The organism is Moritella sp. 24 (assembly GCF_018219155.1).
Taxonomy (GTDB): Bacteria; Pseudomonadota; Gammaproteobacteria; order Enterobacterales; family Moritellaceae; genus Moritella.
Window position 1 is genome coordinate 690,633 of the sequence record NZ_CP056123.1, and the last position, 24,705, is coordinate 715,337.

Consider the following 24,705-nt stretch of genomic DNA (forward strand, 5'->3'; position numbering starts at 1 on the left):
ATAAAACGTTTTAGTTTGCTAGCTTAGTTAGCAACTATTAGTTTGCAACAATGTTTAATAGTTTACCTGGTACGAAAATAACTTTACGTACTGTTTTACCATCAGTAAATTTAGTCACGTTTTCGTCAGCGTTAGCAAGTGCTTCAACTGTTTCACGAGTTGCGTCTGCTGGTACTGTTAATTTAGCACGTAGCTTACCGTTTACTTGTACGATGATTAGTTTTTCAGACTCTACCATTGCAGCTTGGTCTGCTACAGGCCATAGTGCTTCGTCGATGTTACCTTCTTGACCTAATTTGCCCCACAGTTCAAAACAGATGTGCGGAGTGATTGGTGCAAGTAGACGGATAACAGCCACTAATGCTTCTTGAAGTAGTGCGCGATCTTGCTCTGCTTCTTGAGGTGCTTTAGTTAGCTTGTTCATTAGTTCCATTACAGAAGCAATCGCCGTGTTGAACGTTTGACGACGTTCGATATCATCAGATACCTTAGCAATTGTCTTATGAAGCTCGCGACGTAGTTCTTTTTGCTTGCCGTTAAGTGCTGCAACGTCTAGATCTGCAACTTCGCCTTTGCTGATGTGGCTGTAAGCAAGTGTCCAGATACGACGTAGGAAACGGTGTGCGCCTTCTACTGCTGAGTCTTGCCATTCTAGCGTTTGGTCAGCTGGAGCTGCAAACATCATGAATAGACGTACTGTATCAGCACCAAAACGTTCGATCATTGTTTGCGGGTCGATACCGTTGTTTTTAGACTTAGACATTTTAGTCATGCCTGTATAAACAAGTTCGTTACCTTCATTGTCGATATACTTAGTTGGTTGACCTTTTTCGTCACGCTCAACAGTTACATCTAATGGAGAAACCCAAACACGGCCGCCATTTTCGTTCGTGTAGTAGTATGCGTCAGCAAGTACCATACCTTGACAAAGTAGACGTTTGAACGGTTCGTTACTATCAACCATTTGCTCATCACGTAGCAATTTATGGAAGAAACGTGCATATAATAAATGCATACATGCGTGTTCAATACCACCCACATACTGATCTACTGGTAACCAGTGGTTTGCATCTTCACGGTTAAGCATTTCAGTTTCTGATGTCGCGCTACAGTAACGTGCATAGTACCAAGATGATTCCATGAAGGTATCAAATGTATCTGTTTCACGTAGTGCAGGCTGACCGTTGAATGTTGTTTTAGCCCACTCTTTGTCTGCTTTAATTGGACTTTGAATACCGTCCATTTTCACATCTTCAGGTAGGATAACTGGTAGTTGGTCAGCTGGTGTTGGAACCATAGTACCATCTTCAAGCGTTAGCATTGGGATTGGAGCGCCCCAGTAACGTTGACGAGAAACACCCCAGTCACGTAGACGGAAGTTTACTTTCTTCGTGCCTTGACCGTTTGCTTCTAATTTAGCCGCGATTGCATCTACTGCAGGGCCAAATTCTAGACCATCAAATTCACCAGAGTTGAACAATACACCTTTTTCAGTGAACGCTACTTCTGATACGTCTAGCTCGCTACCGTCTGCAGGTTTGATTACAGGTACGATATCGATGCCGTATTTTGTTGCGAATTCATAGTCACGTTGGTCGTGAGCTGGAACCGCCATAACAGCGCCAGTGCCGTAGCCCATTAATACGAAGTTAGCTACGTATACAGGTACTTTACGACCATTTAATGGATGAATAGCGTATAGGCCAGTAGCCATGCCTTTCTTTTCCATTTTTTCTAGATCAGCTTCAGCCACTTTCATGTTTTTACATTCAAGGTTGAATGCAGCTAATTCTGGATTATTTTGTGCTGCTTGTTCTGCAAGAGGGTGACCTGCTGCAATACCTACATACGTTACGCCCATTACTGTGTCTGGACGTGTTGTGTATACAGATAGCTTGCTTAGTTCGTCACTTTGACCTTCAACAGCGAAGTCTAATTCAACACCTTCACTGCGACCGATCCAGTTACGTTGCATTGTTTTAACTTGCTCTGGCCAGCCGTCAAGTTCATCAATTGATGAAAGTAGCTCGTCTGCGTATTCTGTAATTTTAATGAACCACTGTGGAATTTCTTTTTGTTCTACAGGGGTGTCACAACGCCAGCAGCAGCCGTCATTTACTTGTTCGTTAGCCAGTACTGTTTCATCGTTCGGGCACCAGTTAACTGATGACGTCTTCTTGTAAACTAAACCTTTGCTGTACAGTTTAGTGAAGAACTCTTGTTCCCAACGGTAGTATTCTGGTGTACATGTTGCGATTTCACGGTTCCAGTCATAACCAAAGCCTAGAGACGTTAGCTGACCTTTCATGTAATCAATGTTTTCATATGTCCAAGGCGCAGGTGCAGTGTTGTTCTTGATTGCTGCATTTTCAGCTGGTAGACCAAATGCATCCCAACCAATAGGTTGTAATACGTTTTTGCCTTGCATACGTTGGAAACGTGCGATCACATCACCAATCGTGTAGTTACGTACGTGGCCCATGTGCAGGCGACCACTTGGGTATGGGAACATAGACAAGCAGTAGAATTTTTCTTTATTTTCGTCGTTTTGTACTTCGAATGTTTTATTTTCTTGCCAGTGTTGTTGAACCTGAGGTTCGATACTGCTTGGAGTATATTGTTCTTGCATGGGTAATATCCAGTCTGTTCTTGGTAGGATTTAGAAACAAAATTTTGCCATAGAATACCTTAGCACAGAGAGGGCAACAAGTTTCATTTGCAGATAGCGATAAGTTTTCCTTAGCTGTAACGCTTATTGGACTCGTTATCGATGAAACTATGTGATGCAGACCGCTTGTTGGCCGAGTATTTTGGCATATACTTAAATTATAGCCGTAGCTGTTTTCTTCCCGTTAGAAGTTTATTGCTACTGGTAATAAACAATGTTTACTGATGAATATAGATGATGTTTGATTAATAAATACAGGTTAACTGTTATTACATTAATTCGGAGGTTTATATGGCTAAGCTCAATACTCAGTATCAAAATTCAGTGCGAAACTTATCTGTACATCCTCTGAGCTATAAAGGGAGGAAGTTGTTTATGGGTAACGATTTTACGCAAAAATTCATACTCAAAGCAGAAGCTTATTTAGGGGCCGCCGGGGATTTAACCAAAAAAGAACTATCAGAAGCTTCGGCTTATATCCGGCATGATATGGGCGAGTTCAGTAAAGACTATCAGACGAGTGTAAATAGTTTTAAATTATCTGCATGGTATCAAGCTTGGGATAAAATCACCTGGGGTACGTTAGCGTCGATTACGGATAAAACACAGGTAGAGTGGACAGAAGTTGGGGATGATTTAGAACACCAAGGTCGTTATCAAGTCGGCGATGAAGTCGGGTTTGGCTTACTGACGTGTGTGCGTTGTGGTTATCAAAAAGAATTATACCATCCTGCGATTGTACTTTCTTGTGCAAGCTGTGACGGTGAAGAGTTTATGCGTGAAAGCTTTGAACCTTAGCCACTATTTTATTAATATTTAATCGCGATGGTGATATGAATTCGTGCAGGGTAAATGGTCGACTTAGAAATGAGCTGACCATTTTTATTTTTGGTTGCTATGACTGATTCAATTAAAATGGTTCGTCAATTCTCACTGTCGGGAAACCCACTTGTTGAGCCGTGGCTGTCGCGATATCTAAATTCCGGTAGCACTTTTCATGACCACTAAAATCGGTTAAAGGAATAATATCGCCATTTTCAGATTTAAATTCTACTATCCATCCATTTGCGACCAGTGACGGTTCAACGATAGCCTCAACTAATTCATGTCTATGATACATGCTTTTGATATCGGAAAGTTGCATGGTAATTACCTCTTATGACAGAACTCTCGCAATTATAATTTTAGTGTAGTTGAAGACGAAACAAGTTCAAGAAAATCGAACTTTAAAGGTTATTGAAAGCGTGAATAAGTCGCTTTAATACGCATTACGTGAGTGTTCAATCTGTGATCTAGTACAACTACTGATGTTGGTGAACAGTGGCCTTTCGATGCTTCTAATCAGTAAGTTGAAATTAGTCAGTTAACTTTAATTCTATTTATCATACTGAGTTATACCACCTCTCGTTTGGAACTCAGATGTTTACTCGAACCCTGTCATTCGTTGTTTCATTATTAGCATTAAGCTATCAGCAATTGTTTGCTGCTGATGTCGTTTCTCATTCAGAAAGCCTCGTATCAACAGAAGACCCAGAAGTACTCTCTCGTTGTCCAAGTGTACTTAATCACTATCGAATTAGTTATTTAGAAACACAGATCATCAAACATCGACAAATTTATTATTCTGGACAGGAACCGCTGTTGCATGATGGTGAATTTGATTTATTAGTAGATGAACTCGCACTGCTATCTCATTGTTTGTCTCCTGTGCTAAATGAGATCGGAAACAATAACACTGGGGAAGGTTATCGTAGCCAACCACATCGGCAGGAAATGTTGAGTTTAACGTCTGTGCGAGAGCGTGTTTTAGCGGATGATTTTTACCAGCAACATCAACATCAGCGATTACTTATTCAGCCAAAAATAGATGGTATGGCCGTTGAACTGGTATATGAAAAAGGGATGCTCGTAGCAGCATCAAGTCGTGGTGATGGCCAGCAAGGTAAAGATCTGCTTGCGCTGATGTTACGCAGTAACGCGGTGAATAGTATCATTCCTTATCCTTATACCTTAGTGATTCATGGTGAACTATATATTGAGCAGCAAGATTGGTTACGACGTAATAAATATGTGTCATCACGGCATATGACCGCAGGGATCGCGAGTCAATTCTCACCCACACAAGCTGATGTAATGAGTTTGCGATTTATACCTTGGCGTTGGGTTGACTCACCTTATAAAGATGAAGTGATGGGGTTAGCGCAATTAGCCATGCTAGGTTTCACTGATATGTCGAAAATGAGTCATTCAGTAGAAAGCGAACAAGATATTGATGATTGGTTCGCCTATTATAAAAATAGTGACACATTATTACTTGATGGCGTAGTCATTAAATTAGCCAAGAATGAATTGCAACGTGAGTATGGTAGTACCCAGAGCGCCCCACGTTGGGCGCTCGCATTAAAATTCACCGGGCCTAAGGGACTGAGTAATGTGATTGATATTACGTATAGCGTGGGAAAAAGCGGTCGTATTACTCCGGTGGTTCATTTACAGCCCTTGGCACTCTCTGGACGAGAAGTCACCAAGGTTTCAGGACGTTCACGGCCATGGTTAGAACAAGCTAAAATTGAAATTGGCAGTCAGGTCGAAATTGAGTTGGTCGGCAATGCAACACCGCAATTAACCCGAGTCGTGAACAGCCGCTAGAATCTTGCATATTGAGGCATTTTCAGTATACTGCTGGCAGCAACAGGAACGGGCTCACTTTAAGGTGGAGCCCGTTTTTTATTTTGATTAAGTTAATCGAATATATCAGCGAAACACCCAGCGCGATGAAATGCTGGGCCAACTGTTTGTTTGAATTATGATGTAGGTAAAGTGATGAAATTTATTGTAAAAATATTCCCAGAAGTAATGATGAAAAGTAAATCGGTACGTCAGCGTTTTAGTAAAATGCTGCAATCGAGTTTACGTAATATTTTGCGTCGTGAAGATGAACATGCTCGCGTGATCCTTGAATGGGATAAAATTGTTGTTCGTACGACCGACGACAGTGATAAGAACCGCGACTTCTATCGTGAAGTATTAAAAAATACTCCGGGTATCGCACACTCACTAGAAGTGCTCGAATCTAACTTTACTGATCTTGATGATATTTTCCAACAAGCACTGCCAGTTTATAAAGATTTACTTGCAGGTAAAACATTCTGTGTACGTGCTAAGCGTAACGGTAAGCATGATTTTACGTCGATTGATTTAGAACGCTATGTTGGTGGTGGCTTAAATCAGCATACTGACGCAGCGGGTGTAAAACTAAGAAAACCACAAGAAACAATCAAAATTGAAGTTGAACACGACAAACTTTATTTAGTAACAGATCGCCACGAAGGTCTGGGTGGTTTCCCTATGGCTGGACAGGAAGATGTGCTGTCATTAATGTCGGGTGGTTTTGACTCTGCTGTATCAAGTTACCTCACGATTAAACGTGGTAGCCGCACGCATTTCTGTTTCTTCAACTTAGGTGGTGATGCGCATGAGATTGGTGTGAAGCAAATTTCATACTTTTTGTGGAACAAATACAGCTCATCACATAAAGTGAAATTTGTAAGCGTACCATTCGATCCAGTTGTTGCTGAGATCTTAGAAAAAGTAGATAACTCACAAATGGGTGTTGTGCTTAAGCGTATGATGATGCGCGCAGCAGCTAAAGTTGCAGAGCGTTTAGGCATTGAAGCGTTGGTGACAGGTGAAGCTGTTGGCCAAGTATCAAGCCAAACTATCCGTAACCTATCGTTAATCGATTCTGTAACTGATACGCTGATTTTACGCCCATTGATTGTTGCTGATAAGCAAGACATCATTGATACAGCGCGTAAAATTGGTACGGCTGAATTCTCTGAAACAATTCCTGAATACTGTGGTGTTATCTCAAACAAACCAACAGTAAAAGCAGTGAAAGAGAAAATCGAAGCAGAAGAAGCTAAATTCGATATGAGCTTGATTGACCAAGTTGTTATGGATGCAAACGTGATGGATATCCGTCAAATTGCAGAAGAAGCACAAGAGCAAGTAAGTGATGTTGAAGCGGTAACTGAAATTGCATCAAACGAAGTGATCTTAGATATTCGTAGTATTGACGAAGTTGAAGATTCACCACTTGACGTTGATGGACTTGAAGTTCAGCACATGCCTTTCTTTAAGCTAGGTAATCAGTTTGGCGAATTAGATCAAGATAAGACTTACTTACTATACTGCGACCGTGGTGTGATGAGTAAACTACAAGCGCTTTACTTGATTGAAAAAGGCTATGGTAACGTTAAAGTTTACCGTCCTTAATAATCATTTAGGTGGGGCTAATATTTAGCGTCACCGTGTGATTGATGAAAGCCAGCAAACTCTCTAGTAATAAAGAGTTTGCTGGCTTTTTTGATCTGGATTCAACCGTTTGAACTATATCTAAGCCAACTCAGTTTCTTGTTGTTTTATTTGCTCATACAGGGTTTGATTCGAAGGCACTGGAATGCAGTAGGCATTAGCGACCTTCAACACATACCCTGTAATATAATCAATTTCGGTTTGACGATTAAAGTGGCGATCTTGGTGCATTGAAGAACAGTTTTCTGCCGTACGTGCAATGACGTTATCGACCTGTGCTTGTAGTTCTGTATAAGACCAAGGTAACCGAGCCTTTTCACAGACGAGTGCCAATTCCTTCACAACATTCACAACCTGTGGGTGTAATGTTGGATTAGTAAGTTCACCATTTTTACATTGATGGATTGCTGTTAACGGATTTATTGCACAATTAATCACTAACTTAAGCCATAATTTTTCACGAATATCGTCACACCAATCACATTCTTCAAGCGCAAGTAATTGGCTGGCGATATCTTTATAACGCTTGGCTTGATTATTAAATGCACCGAACCAAGTGACACCCGCACCAGTATGACGAACATGATTATCAGAGACTTTTAATACACCATTGGATGTAGTGCCAACCATAATGGCATTTCGAGGGAATAACTTCTCTGTTTGTTCCGCTGTCCCCATACCATTATGTAATAGTACGATGCAGCAATGCTTATCAATTTGTGACTGTAACAAGGTCAACGCAGGTAGTACATCTTGGGCTTTCAGCGTGACTAATAAAAAGTCACATTTTGGCGTGAGCTTATCTTGCGCCATTATCGTATTGCTAGTATATCCACCGTCTAAACTTTCAAAGTTAAATGTACGGATATGGGCATTACTCTCGGGGCGTAATACAAATGCGGCATGCTGGCCTGATTTTAATAGTTTTTCTGCAAAGAAGTGTCCGATAGCGCCAGCACCGAGAATGTTCCAATTAGCCATGTGTTTTTGCTCGTAATGGTTGAATGATTAAGTAACTTGTTATACCAATTAAATCGGCGACAATATCCCAGTGACTCGTATCGCGACCAGGTATCATACCTTGAATTAATTCAATAAAAATACCGAATCCAAGTAATGTCATAAACAAGGTTATTGTTCTGTTTGGAAAACTATAATCAAAAAGCAGCGCTAATGTTACAAAGGCAAGGGCGTGATTAAGTTTGTCGTTGCCTAAACTTGGGATGTCCGATGAAGGTTTAGCAAAAGCAAGTAGACAGATTGCGACTATCACCATAAAAAGTAGTAGCCGGAACCAATGTTTGTATTTATCTAATGGCATTTTTCTCTCTGCAATAGAAGGGTATATAGCTATTATAGTCCTTTATTTATTGTATTTAGTTCTCGGGTTGTTCGCTAATTTTTTATCTACAATTTATTATTTAATGAATAATGGTTGTGATGCTATACGAACAATGTCTAATTATCGTTACTAAATAGGAGTGACTTACCTTGTTCAGCACTTAATGGTTGAATTGCAGCTATCATCTATTAGATAATCAGGACATTATAAATGATAGGATATAAAGATGCCTCAATTTGATATTATTTCTGAAGTAGACATGGTTGAAGTGAAAAACGCAACTGACAATGCAAACCGTGAATTAAGTACACGTTTTGATTTCCGTGGTGTTGATGCGAGCTTTGAGCTAGTTAAAGAAAAAGTTAAAATGCGCACAGATGAAGATATGCAACTTCGTCAAATGGCTGATATTTTACGTAGTGCTTTAGTTAAGCGTAATATTGACAGCTCTGCGATGAGCGTAGGTAAAACTGAATTCTCGGGTAAAACGTGTAGTGCCGATGTAGAGTTTCTACAAGGTGTTGAAGGTGCTGTAGCTAAAAAAGTTGTTAAATCAATTAAAGACAGCAAGCTTAAAGTACAAGTATCTATCCAAGGCGATAAAGTACGTGTTGTTGGTAAAAAGCGTGATGATTTACAGGCTGTTATGCAGCATGTAAAAACAGCTGAACTAGGTCAACCGTTCCAGTTTGATAACTTCCGTGACTAATATGCTGTTGTTTACTTACATTAAGTAAATACAGATATCAGTAACTAAAAGCCCAGTCTGTTTACACACACTGGGCTTTTTCATGTCTAAGATTCAATCCACTTGAAATGCTTTTTCATTTGCATATACATAAGCAAGATAATGAAAACAACAGGAATAATGCCTAGCGCTGCGGTACCAATGAAGAACGCAGAATAATCCCATGCATCGACTACTACGCCTGAGAATCCTGCAATAAACTTAGGCAGTAATACCATGATAGACGAGAACAACGCATATTGAGTTGCGGTAAATTGGGTGTTGGTTAGTCGCGATAAAAACACCACAAATGCGCACGAGGCAATACCTGCACTTAAGTTGTCAGCACTGATCACCAAGGTCAATAACAACAGGGCAGGGTCTTGTGTTTGCAGCCAAGTATCTGGCAGTAGTAACGCAAGTACTGTCATTAATTGTGATGTTGCCATGCTGCCTGCCATCCAGTGAAACAGCACATTCGTTAAAGCAGAAAGTACGCCTCCTAATAACAAGGTTGAAAGTAAGCCGAAACCATTGACCAATAGTCCACCGAGTCCGGCACCAACCAGTGTCATGATCACACCAAAGACTTTGGCGACTGTGGCAACTTCAGCCTTCGAATAACCCATATCCACATAAAATGGGTTAGCCATGATCCCCATGACAATGTCACTGATACGATAGGTGATGACAATGCCCAGTAATAGTAAGCAGGTTTTACCATATCGTTGGAATAGGTCGATAAGGGGCTTTACTATCCCTGTAATAAGAAAGTCGCGAATATTATGGACATGATGTATTTTATGCTTTGCGATAGGTTCTTTAGAAAGTAAGGTCGCAAAAATACCAAATAACATAAATAGCGCCATACAGGCATAGGCGAACTGCCAAGCTGCAGCATTATAAACCGCGCTATTATCATAGAACGCAGCAATGGCTAATGAACCTGCGCCCGCTACAATCATGGCAATACGGTAGCCAGTCATGTAAGTGGCAGCCATTGCTCCCTGTAAACGCGTATCTGCACTCTCAATTCGAAAAGCATCGACAACAATATCTTGGGTTGCAGAAAAGAGTGCTAAACCTAGTGAAGCTATGATAAATAAGATCACGCTTTGTTGAGGATCTTGAGTCGCCATGATCATAAGCATTGCAACGATCATGACTTGCGTAAACAGTAGCCAACTCCGACGTCGTCCCAATTTATTGTGTAGCCAAGGCAGCTGGATCTGATCAATCAAGGGGGACCAGGCCCATTTAAAGCCATAAGCAAGTGCTATCCAACTAAAGAAGCCGATACTGGCTCGATCGACACCAGCCTCACGCAACCAAAATGACAGGGTTGAGAACACGAGAAGAATAGGTAATCCTGAAGAAAAGCCAAATAGCCCCATAAATAGCACTCGGGGGTTTAGGTAAATAGATAAGGTTTGGAGAAAAGTTGGCAATGTCAGCAATCCATCTAACGTAAGTGTTTGCTGATACTACCGTATTTTTATTGATTTAATAAGCCCGACAACAGACTGGGCTTTGTTTAATCGATTTATTCATTGTAAATTTATAATATAAGCGAACTTAGTCCAAGTATTCCGTTATAGGTCTAATACCAATACAGTTGTATGGTTTAACTCCTTGACCTTGTAAAAATAAAGCACCTGTATGTAATTTTTGGCGCAATATACGATTGGAAAAAATCTGTTGGCTTGACCAGCTTTTAAGTTCAAACAACAGGAACCAAAATACCTGCTCTTTACAACTACTTGTAGACTCGTCATAAATATCTAAATCATCCCATTCTCTCAATGTTTCCCAAAGAAAATGGTTTAATTGCGTATAACTCAATTTTTTCATAAGAAAAAAATCGAGATAGTTAGCTAAGATGTCAGACTTCTCGTCAATGAACTTTTTCGCTTCCATGCAAATCTCCTCATTTGTTAGTATCTCATTCTAATCCTAGACGAAAAAATGGAACTGTCATTAATTAGTGTATTCTTAATGCGGATTAGTGAGTAAAGTGTGAATCATCTCAAAAGATTAATTTCTTTTAATCATGTGATTAAAAAATTCACAAAATCGCATATTATTAACATAAACTCTGTTATTAATTGCTAAACGAGTAAATAGGCTTTGTATATTTAGCCTATTAAGGTTGTTTTAAACGTTAGCTTGTCTTTATATTACTAAAATGGAACTCAATAATGCGAATGAATCCTTTTATCACTAAATTACTTTTAATCTTATGCTCTGCATTTATGTTTAATACTGCATTTGCAGCAGAGACTAAAGCGTTAATCAAAACAAACTTGGGTGATATTACCGTAGAACTATATCCAGAGCAGGCGCCAGTCTCCGTTGCAAACTTTATTCGTTATGTTGAAAGCGATTTTTACAGTGGTATTATTTTTCACCGTGTTATCCCAGGTTTTATGGCGCAAACGGGTGGCTTTAATGAGAACTTGGAAAAGCAAACGTCAGGAAAGCCTGTTGTTAACGAAGCGAATAATGGCCTGCGTAATGCGCGTGGCACATTAGCATTAGCACGTACGAGCAATCCTAATTCTGCTACATCACAGTTCTTCATTAACCTAAAAGATAATAACTTTTTAAATCGTTCAGGCTCAAGCCCATCACAAGCAGGTTATGCCGTGTTTGGTCGTGTGACGAGTGGAATGGGTGTCGTTGATAAAATGGCACAACAGCCGACAGGTAAAAAGAAGTTTTACAGTGATGTACCGTTAACCAATATTGTGATTGAAAGCGTGACAATGTTGAAATAGTAAGACGCATTGCTGTTATAAGCATAGTGTTAGAAAATAAAAAGCCTCACTAGATAGTCTTGTTAAAGACATCGCGTGAGGCTTTTTGTTATCTGAGTAAAGATTAACGTATTAGCTATTTACGTGTTAAATAGTGGCTAATCTGTTCATCATTAAATACGTCGTTTAATAGTGCCGATAATTGCTGAGAAAACTTAGTTTCTAGATCAGTCATCGATGGACTAAATGCCCCTGTTAATGTTGAGGCACTACGATACTGCTTCGTGAGTGTTTGACCGTTATTCTCAATTGATATAATCAGCATTAATGTTGACTCAGCTTGGTGTTCAAAGCTGTCTTGTTGAACGTCAATTCTCGCAGTTTGCAGTTCAAGACTAATCGCGACATCCGCTTGCGGAGCAAACGTCAATCCCTGCTGTTCCCAGCCTTGCTGTAGCTTAGTTGCAGTCAGGTTCACAAGTGAACTCTGATTATTAAGTAACTGCGCAGGCTCACCCACTTTGTGGATTGCAATTAAGTAGTTTGCATCGCGAATATCTTTACTTGTTAGTGATACTTGAGTATCGCTATATTGCATTGTTAATGCAGCTGGCTCAGCGGTGATATTAACTTGCTGTGGCGCACTTGCGCAGGCAGTTAGTAGTAATAGGCCAGTACTTAACAATAGTTTTTTTAGCATATTATTTCTGCGCCTTAATAATAACGAATTTGGCATTTGATGCGACAACTTCATGATTATCGAATAAACGCTCAAGTTTAATGTGGTAGTCAAGATGACGGTTACCCACGATGTAAAGTGCGCCGCCCCAAGCTAATGCTCTGTGTGCATCTTTAAACATTTGCCATGCAATATGATCGGTAATTGCTTTCTCTTGGTGAAATGGAGGGTTACATAATACTAAGTCCACACTGTGCGGTTCATAGTCATACAAACAATTGTTCACTAAAAATTCAAGCTCAGGTTCGTGCTTAGCAATATTAGTTGCGGCATTTTCTTTCGCTGATGCGATAGCCATGAATGACTCATCAACAAAAGTGATTTTTGCTTGAGGGTTTAAACGTGCAGCAGTAATACCGATAATACCGTTACCACAACCTAAGTCGATAATATGCTGATATTCACCTTTTGGTAAATGCTGCATAAAGAAGTTGCCACCAATATCTAAATTGTTGCGTGAAAATACATTGGCATGGTTTGATAACGTGATATTTGTTTTAGCAACATCCCAGGTCGCAGGTGCAGGGACCTCTAATGCTTTAGCATCTGTGATAGTCGAGAAAATTAAACGTGATTTTTTCTTCGCTAATGATGTTTTTGTTTCACCTAAATATTTTTCGAACAATGATAATGTCGAATTATGAATATCTTTCGCTTTTGCACCAGCGATAATAATTGTATCTGGGTTCACCACGTGGCTTAACATTGCTAATTGGTGTTCTAGTAAAGATAATGTGCGTGGGATTTTGATTAATACTAAATCAACTTTTTGAGGTAATGGAGCAAGGCAGTCTTGGACTTTTACTTGTTCTGTGCTTAACTCATTTTCATCTAGATTCTGCGCGATTGCAGCATGACTGATCCATGAGTCACTGATTGCGGTGACATTGTGCTGATTGTAAGCACACGTTAATGCACCAAAACTATCATTAAAGATAAGTACTGAAGATTGTTCAGCAAGCGTTAAATCTGCAACCGTATTAATAATATACTCATCAGCAGAGTCCCAAGCTTGCAGTTGCTCAATACTGCGTTTAGGGTAGCGGTACAAAGATAATTCGATACTTTCAAGAGATAGTTCAGTGTTCATAATATGATCCAGTTAAGGTTGATCGTGCATTTTACACTGTTATTTTACTAAATATATAAAGAAGAGGTTTTTAAATGTCATTAGGTAACGATATTAAACAGCAATTATTGGCCAGTTTTGATATTCAACATTTAGAGGTTGTTTGTGATAGTCATAAACATAATGTACCACCAGGTACTGAAATACACTTTAGCGTAGTCATCGTTGCCACTGAATTTGACGGTAAAATGTTAATTGCACGTCATCGCATGGTAAACACTGCATTGGTTGCACAGTTCGAGGCTGGTATTCATGCATTGTCAATTCATGCTTATACCCCTGAGCAATGGGCTAAAAAAAATAATCAAGATCAAAAAGTCCCTGAGTCACCTGATTGCTTAGGCTAATTAAATATTAATTTCAGCATTTATTTAAATTAATGTTATCGGATCTAGGTGCATGTTAATTTTTGAGAATGATTTTTCAAAAAATAGATATATCGCCAGATATGACTAAAATAAGTTCAGAAAAACAGTTTTATTTGACTTTATAAGTAGGCTTATTTTTTCATTACTGTTTTTAAGTTGTTGTTTTTAGTTTTATTTTTATGTGTTTGATGACATCGTAAAAAGTTTGCTTTATTACTGTACGTAACTTGATGAAGAGCAAGCAATCATCTGAAATTAATGCTAGAATAACCCAAATTTTTTGTTAACGAAAATACACCACTTTGTGAATACCTACTAGTAGGTGCTCCTTGTGCGTCTTTTTCGCTAGCAAAAGTGGTCTTTATCTTCCTAAAAAAAGTAGTGCATGTGAGTATGATTACGATAAAAAAAGGACTGGATCTACCTATCGCAGGTAAACCTGAGCAAGTAATTCATGATGGCCCAGCTATCAAACGAGTTGCTGTTCTAGGTGAAGAGTATATTGGAATGCGCCCAACTATGAGCATTAAAGTTGGTGATCGTGTTAAGAAAGGTCAGGTTCTTTTTGAAGACAAAAAGACACCGGGCGTTAAATATACAGCCTTCGCTGCAGGAACAATTGCTGAAGTTAACCGTGGTGCTAAGCGGATCTTACAATCGGTAGTAATTGATGTTGATGGTAACGAGAGTGAGAAATTCGCTCAGTTCAACTCGACTGAACTTGCTAATCTTGACCGCGATGTAGTGGTTAACAATCTTGTAGACTCAGGTTTATGGACTGCATTACGCACTCGTCCATTTAGCCGTGTACCTGCAATTGATAGTAATGCATCAGCAATCTTCGTTACGGCAATGGATACTAATCCGTTAGCTGCAGATGCTGCATTAATTATCAATCAAAACAGTGACGCATTTGTTGATGGTTTAAATGTTATTTCACACTTAACAAGCGGTAAAGTTTACGTTTGTAAAGCTGAAGGCACATTACCTAAATCAGCGGCATCAAACGTTGAAGAGCACGCATTTGCTGGCCCTCATCCTGCTGGTCTTGCTGGTACGCATATTCATTTCTTAGAATCAGCTGGTACTAACCGTACTGTTTGGTCTATTGGCTATCAAGATGTTATCGCTTTCGGTAAGTTATTCACAACTGGTGAATTACATACAGACCGCGTTATTTCACTAGCAGGCCCTGCTGTGAAAAATCCTCGTTTGATTAGCACTCGTCTAGGCGCATCAATTACAGAACTAACTGTAAATGAACTTAATGCTGGTGAAAACCGCGTTATTTCTGGTTCTGTATTATCTGGTGTTCAAGCTTACACTGTAAATGCTTACCTTGGTCGCTATCACAACCAAATCAGTGCTTTAGCTGAAGGTCGTGAGAAAGAATTCCTAGGTTACATGAAGCCTGGTAGTGACAAGTTCTCAGTTGCTAACGTATTTACCTCTGCATTAAATCGTGCACGTCAATTCAACTTTACTACAACCACTGGTGGTAGTGATCGTGCAATGATGCCTATGGGTAACTACGAGCGCGTTATGCCATTAGATATCTTACCTACTATGTTACTACGTTCGTTAGTAACTGGTGATACAGATGAAGCGATTACGTTAGGTTGTCTTGAATTAGACGAAGAAGATTTAGCGTTATGTACTTTCTCTTGCCCAGGTAAGTACGACTTTGGTCCAATTCTACGTGATTGTCTAACGACAATTGAGAAGGAAGGTTAAGCATGGGTCTTAAGAATTATATCGAAGGGATGGAACATCACTTCGAACCAGGTGGTAAACACGAAAAATGGTTTGCCTTGTATGAAGCGGTTGCAACCGGTTTATTTACACCAGGTTTTGTTACAAAAGGTAAAACACACGTACGTGATAATATCGATTTAAAACGTATTATGATCTTAGTGTGGATGTGTGCATTACCTATGGTTTTCTGGGGTATGTACAACATTGGTGCTCAAGCAAATACTGCTATTGCATCAGGTGCTGGTATCGCATTTGACGATTGGCATGTTGCACTACTAAGTGCGCTTGGCGTTACTATGGGTGAAGGCGCAGGCGTTATAGCAAGTATGCTATATGGTGCTGTTTACTTCCTGCCTATTTACGCGACAGTGTTTGTGGTTGGTGGTTTCTGGGAAGTATTATTTGCTGCCGTGCGTAAGCATGAAGTAAATGAAGGTTTCTTCGTAACATCTATCCTATTTGCACTTATCCTGCCTGCTAACATTCCATTATGGCAAGCGGCTATCGGTATTACTTTTGGTGTTGTAATCGCTAAAGAAGTATTCGGTGGTACAGGTAAGAATTTCTTAAATCCAGCACTTGCTGGTCGTGCGTTCTTATTCTTCGCATACCCATCTGACATCTCAGGTGATGCTGTTTGGACAGCTGTTGACGGTTTCTCTGGTGCTACAGCACTGAGTTCTGCTGCTGCAGGTGGTCTTGAAGGACTAACAAGTTCGCTGACGTGGGCTGATGCCTTCATTGGTAACATGCAAGGTTCTACTGGTGAAGTATCTGCGTTAATTATCCTATTATCGGGTAGCGTATTACTTATCGCTGGTGTTGCATCTTGGAGAATTGTTGCTGGTGTTATGATTGGTATGGTAGCGACAAGCTTACTATTCAACATGATTGGTTCAGACACTAACCCAATGTTCGAAGTACCATTCTACTGGCATTTAGTTATCGGTGGTTTCGCGTTTGGTATGATGTTCATGGCGACGGATCCTGTATCGGCTTCATTTACTGATAACGGTAAATGGGCATACGGTATTCTTATCGGTCTAATGGTTGTATTAATTCGTGTAGTTAACCCTGCATTCCCTGAAGGTATGATGCTAGCAATCTTATTTGCTAACTTATTCGCACCTCTATTTGATCACTTTGTTGTTCAAGCTAACATTAAACGGAGACTTGCACGCAATGGCTAGTAAAGAAACTCCACTGAAAACTATCACAATCGTTGCGGCGTTGTGTTTAGTATGTTCAATCGTCGTATCTGGCGCGGCTGTAGGTCTACGTGATGCTCAAAATGCTAACAAAGCATTGGATAAGCAAACTAACTTACTTTCTGTTGCTGGCAAGTTAGAAGAAAATGCTAACGTTGGCGAAATTTATGCGAAGTTCGTTGAAGCTAAATTCGTTGATTTAAATACGGGTGAGTATGTTGAAGAGAATGCAGCGACATTTGATCAACTTCAAAACGTAAAAGATCTAACGAAAAGTACTGACTTAACGGGTAAAGATGTTGCTGGTATCAAACGTCGTTCAAATGTTGCTGATGTTTATCTTGTAAAAGATGCACAAGGTAATGTTGAATCTTACGTTCTACCTGTATACGGTCGTGGCCTATGGTCAACGATGTATGCATTCGTTGCAATCGATAAAGACGGCAAAACAGTGAAACGTATTCAGTACTATGACCAAGGAGAAACTCCGGGTCTAGGTGGTGAAGTATTAAACCCACTGTGGACAGCTAAATGGGAAGGCAAGCAACTATTCAATGCGAATGGTGATGTTGCAATCCGTGTCGTGAAAGGCGGTGGTCAAGATAAAACGCCTTCAGGCATTGATGGTTTATCTGGTGCTACGCTAACAGGTCAAGGTGTTGAAAATACATTCCAGTTCTGGATTGGTGAAAACGGTTTTGGTCCTTTCCTGAAGAAATTGCAAAACGGAGGCTCAAACAATGGCTAAGTCTGACTTAAGAGAAATTGTTACTGCACCTATTGCCACTAACAACCCGATTGCATTACAAATCTTAGGTGTTTGTTCTGCATTGGCTGTAACAACGAAGATGGAAACTGCGTTTGTAATGACTATCGCTGTAATGGTAGTTACTGCTTTCTCAAGCTTCTTTATCTCGTTAGTACGTAATATGATTCCGAATAGTGTACGTATTATTGTACAAATGGCGATCATCGCATCACTTGTAATCGTTGTTGACCAAGTACTTAAAGCGGTAGCTTTCCAGCTATCAAAAGAGCTTTCTGTATTCGTTGGTCTAATCATTACAAACTGTATCGTAATGGGCCGTGCTGAAGCTTACGCAATGAAGAATAAGCCTCTACCAAGTTTCTTAGACGGTATCGGTAACGGTTTAGGTTACGGTGCTATTTTACTTGCTGTTGCAACAGTGCGTGAAATCTTTGGTTCAGGTACTTGGTTTGGTATCGAAATCTTACCGCTTATCCAAAACGGTGGTTGGTACCAGTCAAATGGTCTACTACTACTTCCGCCAAGTGCATTCTTCATCATTGGTCTATTGATTTGGGGTCTACGTACGTGGAAACCAGAGCAAGTTGAGCCAAAGGGGTAAACGATGGAACATTATATTAGTTTATTCGTACGTGCTATTTTCATTGAAAACTTAGCATTATCATTCTTCTTAGGTATGTGTACATTCCTTGCTGTATCTAAGAAAGTGACAACAGCGATCGGTCTTGGTGTAGCTGTAACAGCCGTACTTACTATTTCGATCCCTGTTAACCAAGTTATCTATAGTGGCGTACTTGCACCAGGTGCACTTGCATGGGCTGGTTTCCCTGAAGCTGATTTAAGTTTCTTAGGTTTCATCACGTTCATTGGTGTAATTGCTGCACTAGTACAAATCTTAGAGATGGTTTTAGACAAGTTCTTACCAGCTCTATATAACGCACTGGGTATTTTCCTACCGTTGATCACAGTAAACTGTGCAATCTTCGGTGGTGTATCTTTCATGGTACAGCGTGACTATAACTTCACAGAATCAGTAGTATATGGTTTTGGTAGTGGTCTAGGTTGGATGTTAGCTATCGTTGCGATGGCTGGTCTTCGTGAGAAAATGAAATATTCAGATGTGCCAGATGGACTACGTGGTTTAGGTATTACCTTTATTACAGCAGGTCTTATGGCGCTAGGTTTCATGTCATTTTCTGGTATTCAGTTATAACAAACAGCTGGCTTCGGTCAGCATGTTTCAAGAGCAAAGGATAAGTCGATGGAAATCATTCTCGGCGTAGTCATGTTCACGATTATCGTTTTAGCACTAGTAACAGTAATTCTGTTTGCTAAGTCTAAACTGGTAAGTGAAGGTGATATTACAATTAGTATTAACGGTGACCCAGAGAAAGCAGTGGTTACTGGTGCAGGCGGTAAACTTTTAGGTTCACTAGCTGCTAGCGGTATTTTCGTTTCTTCAGCTTGTGGTGGCGGTGGTACTTGTGGCCAGTGTCGTGTGAAAGTTAAATCAGGCGGTGGTGATATTCTACCAACTGAACTTGACCACATCTCTAAAGGTGAAGCTCGTGATGGCGAACGTCTATCATGCCAAGTTAGCGTAAAAGTTGACATGGATATTGAGCTACCAGAAGAAATCTTTGGTGTTAAAAAATGGGAATGTGAAGTTATCTCTAACGATAACAAAGCAACCTTCATTAAAGAGCTTAAAATGGCTATTCCAAACGGCGAAGTGGTTCCTTTCCGCGCCGGTGGTTATATCCAAATTGAAGCACCTGCTCACCATGTTAAATATTCAGACTATGATATTCCTGACGAATACCGTGGCGACTGGAAACACTTTGGTTTCTTCGATGTTGAATCTAAAGTTGATGAAGATACTATCCGTGCTTACTCTATGGCTAACTGCCCAGAAGAAGCGGGTATCATCATGCTTAACGTGCGTATTGCTACGCCACCGCCGCGTGATCTATCTTTACCTGCAGGTAAGATGTCTTCGTACATCTTTAGCTTAAAAGCTGGCGATAAAGTAACTATCTCAGGTCCATTTGGTGAGTTCTTTGCAAAAGAAACTGACAATGAAATGGTATTTGTTGGTGGTGGTGCTGGTATGGCGCCAATGCGTTCACACATCTTTGATCAGTTGAACCGCTTAGATACAAAACGTAAGGTTTCATTCTGGTACGGTGCTCGTTCTAAACGTGAAATGTTCTATGTTGAAGATTTCGATATGCTTGCAAAAGAGAACGACAACTTTGAATGGCATGTTGCACTAAGTGATCCACAACCAGAAGATAACTGGGAAGGTTACACAGGCTTCATCCATAACGTGATCCTTGAGAACTACTTAGGAAATCACGAAGCGCCAGAAGATTGTGAGTACTATATGTGTGGTCCACCAATGATGAATGCTGCTGTTATCGGCATGCTGAAAGATCTTGGTGTTGAAGATGAAAATATCATGCTAGATGACTTTGGCTAATATTTTTTGATTCAATTCAAATCGATGTATCGATGGCTAGCTCTGATGGGGCTAGCCATTTTCATTCTTGGTTGTAGTGAACAAAAAAGTACCGAAGAAGTACTTTTTTCTGGACCTACTATGGGTACAACTTATCATATGAAAATAGTGGGATTCCCACTGTCGGAACAAGATAAGCAAGATATCCAAATTGAGATTGATAGACGTTTAGAGTTAGTGAATGATCAGATGTCGACTTATCGTCCTAATTCAGAGTTGTCACGCTTTAATCAAAGCGTTGCCGTGACTGGTTTTGAAGTATCTCGCGATACGGCTAAAGTAGTACTAGAAGCTCTTCGTTTGAATGAACTGACTAAAGGTGCACTTGATGTTACTGTTGGTCCGTTAGTTAATCTGTGGGGATTTGGACCGGATAATAAACCGGAAAAAATACCGTCGCAGCAACAATTAGATACTGTTAAGCAACGTATTGGTATTCAGCATCTATCTGCAACAGAAACGACATTAAGCAAAGACATTGATGGTTTATACGTTGACCTGTCTTCGATTGCGAAAGGTTATGGCGTTGATGTTATCGCGGAATATTTTGCTTCACTTGGGGTTGAAAACTACCTGGTTGAAGTGGGCGGTGAACTGCGTATTAATGGTGTGAATGCTCGCGGTATTGATTGGCAAGTTGCGGTTGAGAAACCAACAGCGAGCGATCAAAGTGTGCAAGAAATCATTGCGGTAGGCAACAATGCGATTGCAACATCTGGTGATTACCGTAATTATTATGAGCTTGATGGTGAGCGTTTTGCGCATACGATTAACCCTGTAAGCGGTAAACCAATCAAGCATAAACTGGTGTCAGTGACTGTGATCCATCCTTCATCAATGACAGCAGATGCGCTTGCGACTGCGCTAATGGTTATGGGTGAAAAAGATGGACTTGAGTTTGCCAAACAGCAAGAGTTAGCTGTATTGATGATCTCAAAGTCAGATTCAGGTTATAATGAAGTGTATACCAAACAGTTCGAACCTTATTTAAAATAGAGGCTAATATGGCTTATTTTGCTGCAACATTTGTTATGTTTGCGTTAGTTATTGCCGGTATGTCGATAGGCTATATCGTGCAAAAGAAATCGATCACAGGCAGCTGTGGTGGTATTAGTGGCTTAGGTATGGAAAAGGCGTGCGATTGTCCCGATCCTTGCGACAAGCGTAAAGCTAAGATGGCAAAAGAAGAAGCTAAACAAAAGATGTTGAACGAAAATCGTATCATCTAGTGTTGCTTAGAACGTGAAAACAGTAATATATATTACTGTTTTCATTTTTATATCATGGTATTAACGATGTCTTCCGCTAATTTTTAGAACGGTTGAGGTAATAGGCTTCAAAATCCTCAGGAGTTAATGGTCTTGCTATATGATAGCCCTGTCCACATTCACAATTCATTTGTTGTAATAATTCAAAATGTTCTTTGGTTTCAATGCCTTCTGCAATAACTTTTAATCCCATCTGTTTCGCCATCATTAAAATAGCTTTGCAAATAACATGGTCATTATCACCTCTAGTCATATTCATGACAAAGCTTTTATCAATTTTTAAATAATCGACATTGAATTTTTTCAAATAAGATAAAGACGCATAGCCTGTACCAAAATCATCGATTGCGATCTGTATTCCTTTGTCACGTAGTTCATGCAGTTTATCTGTGACATCATCTGTCGATTCAATCAGTAAGCCTTCTGTAATCTCTATAACAAGACTTGTAGGGTCCAAGTTGTGCTTCTTTATATAGTCGAAGGCAAGCTCTGAAGTACTATTACGGAACTCGAGTGGCGATGAGTTTATTGATACCTTTAAGTTCGGATTAAGGTGTTTACGCCATGCTGCAACTTGATGCATAGCAGTTTTAAATACCCATCGACCAATGTTATTAATAACCCCGATTTCTTCTGCAAGCGGAATGAAGTCGAGTGGTGGAATCAGTCCTTTAGACGGGTGGTGCCAACGTAGCAGTGCCTCAACTTTGTTAACCTGACCAGACGTTAAATCAATAACGGGTTGGTATACCAAGCTAAACTCTTCATTTTCAATTGCTCTTTGCATATCGTTAATGATACTTGCACGTGCTAATACAGCCTCTCGCATTTGCGAATTAAAATAATGGTGGCTACCTCGACCATACGCTTTGGCACTGAGCACTGCTTGCTCTGCATTGTTAAATATATTTTCAGCAGTGAGTGCATCATCAGGGTAAAACGTAATCCCTATACAGGCCGAGATATGATGCACTTTATCATTGAGCTTAAAAGGGGTTGATAAATTATGATAAAGGGTTTGAATTGTTTGCTCACTGACATCATCGTCTGCAAGATTCGGAATGATGATGATGAATTGATCGGCATCTAATCTTGCTACGTGATCTTGACTGCGTATTGAATCTTTAATGCGCGATGCGGTCTGGAGGAGTAACTCATTTCCCCATTTACGCTCTAAATTATCATTAATTTCTTTAAAACCATCCAGATTGAGGTGAATAACCGCTAATTTTTGATCATGGGATTTATCTTGTTGGATGATATTATTTAACTGGTGATTGATGTATTTTTGATTGAATAAGCCAGTCAAATTATCGTGATTTTCTTGCTGCCATATTTTTTCATTGGCGCCTGCGAGCTCTATTGCAATACTGGCCAAGTTGGCAGATTGCTCAATGATCTCGAAGTCGTCATCACTTGGGCTACAAACATGGCGGTGATAAATCGCAAATGTACCAAGGACTTTACGATTAGAGCCGATAATCGGTTCTGACCAGCATGAAGCTAGACCTGCCTGTTTTGCAAGGGGAGTAAATTCACACCAATAATCATGTGTTGCAATGTCTTCTACAATAACGCGTTCGCCAGAGAATGCGGCAGTGCCACATGAGCCGACACCTGCCCCGACGAGAATGCCATCGATAGCGTCATTATAAAAGCTTGGTAATTGTGTTGAAGCGCCGTGAGTTAGCTGCTTAGTCTCAGGATCTAATAGCAAAATACTACATATCATTCCTTCGTGATCCAGCTCGACACCTTTTACTACTTCTAATAAGATTTCAGAAACAGGTTGTGAGTTAACAATTAGCTCTAAAATATTTCGACGTAAAGCATTTGATTTTTGCTGGCGAGATAATTTTAATTCTAGCTGAGCTGACCTAGCGGCTAACGACTTTTCTAGCACAATGGCACCTTTATTTAATTCTAGTCTTTAGACTTAATGCGAAGGAGTAAACTTAATTATATTTCAAATTCAAATGATAAGTGCAATTTTTAGTTCATTAGTAGATCTAATACTTGTAATTTTCTTGGTGGTACTTAGTTAGTATTAGGCGATGATGTAATAGAGTAAAAGTTCAGTCCCCATAGTTTAATTTAAGTATCCCTTAGTGAGTATTTGGGTTGTGTTTGATACAGATCAATTTGGAGTTTCATTAATATGGCAAAGTACATCTAGGTTAATGCTTTGTTGCAAAATGGTGTCAAAGAACATCAAATGCGATGAGGCTGTATTTGAAATGAAAAACATACCCGTTTTAATGGAGCACTACATGAACAAGAAGATCTTATCAGGATTAATCACCGCCTCTTTATTATCAGCAACGCTTGCAGCCCCTGCTTTCGCTCATCAACAAGGGGATATTATTGTTCGTGCCGGCGCTATTATGGTTGCACCTAATGAATCAAGTGATGATGTTGATATAACAGGTGTAGCTAATTTTGGTGAATTTCAGGTGAACGATAATACCCAACTGGGTTTGAACTTTACCTATATGGCAACGGACAATATTGGTATTGAGTTAGTTGCTGCTACGCCATTCAAGCATGAAGTTGCACTCGAAGCGACTGGTGTGATTGCTGAAGTTCATCAACTACCACCAACATTATTAGCGCAGTATTATTTTGGTAATGCAGGCTCTAAATTACGCCCTTACGTAGGTGCTGGTGTTAACTTCACGGTGTTCTATGACACTAAATTTAATGATACTGGTAAAGGCGCTGGACTAAGTAATCTAGATATGAGTAATTCTGTTGGTTTAGCTGCGCAAGTTGGTGTGGATTATAAAATTAATGAGAAATGGTTGGTAAATGCATCTGTGATGTATGCAGGTATCAGTTCAGATGTTACGTTCGATGTTGGTAATGATAGCTACAAAATTGAAACAGATATCGATCCATTGGTATACATGGTGAGTGTGGGTTATGTATTTTAATTAGCTGTCATCGTTTCTATTAGCTAAATATAACAAGGTGCATCTGCGCCTTGTTTTGTTTGTGGTTCAACATAACAATTTATCTTCATACCCCTATTTTAATTATCCCCCTCTGCTGAATACGCAATTTAAACCGCAGGTTACAATCCCTTACACTGTCTCTGTCATCGACAACGTATGCTATTAACATTCTAATTCTTAAATG

The 24,705-nt window shown here is 39.9% G+C and carries 24 protein-coding genes; 15 read left to right on the top strand and 9 right to left on the bottom strand.

Annotation, left to right across the window (positions count from 1 at the left end; translation table 11 throughout):
- Window positions 1–37: 37 nt before the first annotated feature.
- Window positions 38–2,629: a leucine--tRNA ligase gene (leuS, locus tag HWV00_RS03230; protein ID WP_211684680.1), complete on the bottom strand. Its 2,592-nt coding sequence runs from the start codon at window positions 2,627–2,629 to the stop codon at window positions 38–40.
- A gap of 330 nt (window positions 2,630–2,959) precedes the next feature.
- Here leuS and HWV00_RS03235 point away from each other — a divergent pair, with 330 nt between their 5' ends.
- Entirely contained in the window at window positions 2,960–3,466 is a 507-nt protein-coding gene (locus HWV00_RS03235; protein ID WP_211684681.1) for a hypothetical protein, read from the top strand.
- Window positions 3,467–3,578: 112 nt separating this feature from the next.
- On the opposite strand, the gene HWV00_RS03240 is transcribed toward HWV00_RS03235, so the two are convergent.
- Window positions 3,579–3,812, bottom strand: coding sequence for a thymidylate kinase (locus HWV00_RS03240; protein ID WP_211684682.1), 234 nt, complete (start codon window positions 3,810–3,812; stop codon window positions 3,579–3,581).
- Between the two features lie 275 nt (window positions 3,813–4,087).
- On the opposite strand from HWV00_RS03240, the gene HWV00_RS03245 reads away from it, so the two are divergent.
- Both HWV00_RS03245 and thiI read left to right on the top strand, forming a co-directional pair.
- Window positions 4,088–5,317 (top strand): DNA ligase, encoded by a 1,230-nt coding sequence (locus HWV00_RS03245; protein ID WP_211684683.1) that lies wholly within the window; start codon window positions 4,088–4,090, stop codon window positions 5,315–5,317.
- A gap of 174 nt (window positions 5,318–5,491) precedes the next feature.
- Window positions 5,492–6,946, top strand: a complete 1,455-nt coding sequence (gene thiI / locus HWV00_RS03250; RefSeq protein WP_211684684.1) for a tRNA uracil 4-sulfurtransferase ThiI — start codon at window positions 5,492–5,494, stop codon at window positions 6,944–6,946.
- A 120-nt stretch (window positions 6,947–7,066) separates the two neighbouring features.
- Here thiI and HWV00_RS03255 read toward each other — a convergent pair whose 3' ends face one another.
- Window positions 7,067–7,966, bottom strand: a complete 900-nt coding sequence (locus HWV00_RS03255) for a ketopantoate reductase family protein (RefSeq protein WP_211684685.1) — start codon at window positions 7,964–7,966, stop codon at window positions 7,067–7,069.
- A complete protein-coding gene (locus HWV00_RS03260; protein ID WP_211684686.1) occupies window positions 7,959–8,306 on the bottom strand; it encodes a VanZ family protein in 348 nt (115 codons plus the stop codon). Before HWV00_RS03260 ends, HWV00_RS03255 begins: the two co-directional genes overlap by 8 nt.
- A 247-nt stretch (window positions 8,307–8,553) precedes the next feature.
- On the opposite strand from HWV00_RS03260, the gene HWV00_RS03265 reads away from it, so the two are divergent.
- Window positions 8,554–9,036, top strand: coding sequence for a YajQ family cyclic di-GMP-binding protein (locus tag HWV00_RS03265; protein ID WP_211684687.1), 483 nt, complete (start codon window positions 8,554–8,556; stop codon window positions 9,034–9,036).
- A gap of 86 nt (window positions 9,037–9,122) precedes the next feature.
- Here the strand turns inward: HWV00_RS03265 and HWV00_RS03270 are convergent, their stop codons facing one another.
- A complete protein-coding gene (locus HWV00_RS03270; protein WP_255554892.1) occupies window positions 9,123–10,502 on the bottom strand; it encodes an MFS transporter in 1,380 nt (459 codons plus the stop codon).
- A 127-nt stretch (window positions 10,503–10,629) separates the two neighbouring features.
- Window positions 10,630–10,971 (bottom strand): hypothetical protein, encoded by a 342-nt coding sequence (locus tag HWV00_RS03275; protein ID WP_211684688.1) that lies wholly within the window; start codon window positions 10,969–10,971, stop codon window positions 10,630–10,632.
- Between the two features lie 281 nt (window positions 10,972–11,252).
- Here HWV00_RS03275 and HWV00_RS03280 point away from each other — a divergent pair, with 281 nt between their 5' ends.
- Window positions 11,253–11,831, top strand: a complete 579-nt coding sequence (locus HWV00_RS03280; protein WP_370630480.1) for a peptidylprolyl isomerase — start codon at window positions 11,253–11,255, stop codon at window positions 11,829–11,831.
- A gap of 115 nt (window positions 11,832–11,946) precedes the next feature.
- Here the strand turns inward: HWV00_RS03280 and HWV00_RS03285 are convergent, their stop codons facing one another.
- Together HWV00_RS03285 and HWV00_RS03290 are read right to left on the bottom strand one after the other, a co-directional pair.
- A complete protein-coding gene (locus HWV00_RS03285) occupies window positions 11,947–12,510 on the bottom strand; it encodes a YajG family lipoprotein (protein WP_211684689.1) in 564 nt (187 codons plus the stop codon).
- A 1-nt stretch (window position 12,511) separates the two neighbouring features.
- The gene (locus HWV00_RS03290; protein ID WP_211684690.1) at window positions 12,512–13,639 is read right to left on the bottom strand and encodes a methyltransferase; all 1,128 of its coding nucleotides are present in this window, start codon (window positions 13,637–13,639) and stop codon (window positions 12,512–12,514) included.
- Between the two features lie 74 nt (window positions 13,640–13,713).
- Here HWV00_RS03290 and HWV00_RS03295 point away from each other — a divergent pair, with 74 nt between their 5' ends.
- The 9 genes from HWV00_RS03295 (at window position 13,714) to nqrM (ending at window position 21,528) form a co-directional block, all read left to right on the top strand.
- The gene (locus HWV00_RS03295; protein WP_211684691.1) at window positions 13,714–14,025 is read left to right on the top strand and encodes a BolA family transcriptional regulator; all 312 of its coding nucleotides are present in this window, start codon (window positions 13,714–13,716) and stop codon (window positions 14,023–14,025) included.
- Window positions 14,026–14,439: 414 nt separating this feature from the next.
- Window positions 14,440–15,780 (top strand): Na(+)-translocating NADH-quinone reductase subunit A, encoded by a 1,341-nt coding sequence (locus HWV00_RS03300; RefSeq protein WP_211684692.1) that lies wholly within the window; start codon window positions 14,440–14,442, stop codon window positions 15,778–15,780.
- A gap of 2 nt (window positions 15,781–15,782) precedes the next feature.
- A complete protein-coding gene (locus tag HWV00_RS03305; RefSeq protein WP_211684693.1) occupies window positions 15,783–16,991 on the top strand; it encodes an NADH:ubiquinone reductase (Na(+)-transporting) subunit B in 1,209 nt (402 codons plus the stop codon).
- Window positions 16,984–17,757, top strand: coding sequence for a Na(+)-translocating NADH-quinone reductase subunit C (locus HWV00_RS03310; RefSeq protein WP_211684694.1), 774 nt, complete (start codon window positions 16,984–16,986; stop codon window positions 17,755–17,757). The genes HWV00_RS03305 and HWV00_RS03310 overlap by 8 nt, the downstream gene beginning before the upstream one ends.
- A complete protein-coding gene (locus HWV00_RS03315) occupies window positions 17,750–18,379 on the top strand; it encodes an NADH:ubiquinone reductase (Na(+)-transporting) subunit D (RefSeq protein ID WP_211684695.1) in 630 nt (209 codons plus the stop codon). The genes HWV00_RS03310 and HWV00_RS03315 overlap by 8 nt, the downstream gene beginning before the upstream one ends.
- Window positions 18,380–18,382: 3 nt before the next feature.
- Window positions 18,383–18,991 (top strand): NADH:ubiquinone reductase (Na(+)-transporting) subunit E, encoded by a 609-nt coding sequence (gene nqrE / locus HWV00_RS03320; protein ID WP_211684696.1) that lies wholly within the window; start codon window positions 18,383–18,385, stop codon window positions 18,989–18,991.
- Between the two features lie 48 nt (window positions 18,992–19,039).
- Window positions 19,040–20,260, top strand: coding sequence for an NADH:ubiquinone reductase (Na(+)-transporting) subunit F (gene nqrF, locus HWV00_RS03325; RefSeq protein WP_211684697.1), 1,221 nt, complete (start codon window positions 19,040–19,042; stop codon window positions 20,258–20,260).
- 45 nt (window positions 20,261–20,305) lie between these two features.
- Window positions 20,306–21,295, top strand: coding sequence for an FAD:protein FMN transferase (locus tag HWV00_RS03330; protein WP_255554893.1), 990 nt, complete (start codon window positions 20,306–20,308; stop codon window positions 21,293–21,295).
- 8 nt (window positions 21,296–21,303) lie between these two features.
- The gene (nqrM, locus tag HWV00_RS03335; protein WP_211684698.1) at window positions 21,304–21,528 is read left to right on the top strand and encodes a (Na+)-NQR maturation NqrM; all 225 of its coding nucleotides are present in this window, start codon (window positions 21,304–21,306) and stop codon (window positions 21,526–21,528) included.
- Window positions 21,529–21,604: 76 nt separating this feature from the next.
- Here nqrM and HWV00_RS03340 read toward each other — a convergent pair whose 3' ends face one another.
- Window positions 21,605–23,470, bottom strand: a complete 1,866-nt coding sequence (locus HWV00_RS03340; RefSeq protein WP_211684699.1) for a bifunctional diguanylate cyclase/phosphodiesterase — start codon at window positions 23,468–23,470, stop codon at window positions 21,605–21,607.
- A gap of 367 nt (window positions 23,471–23,837) precedes the next feature.
- Between HWV00_RS03340 and ompW the strand changes: the two genes are divergently transcribed.
- Complete coding sequence (gene ompW, locus HWV00_RS03345; RefSeq protein ID WP_211684700.1) at window positions 23,838–24,500, top strand: outer membrane protein OmpW; 663 nt, start codon at window positions 23,838–23,840, stop codon at window positions 24,498–24,500.
- Window positions 24,501–24,705: the final 205 nt, after the last annotated feature.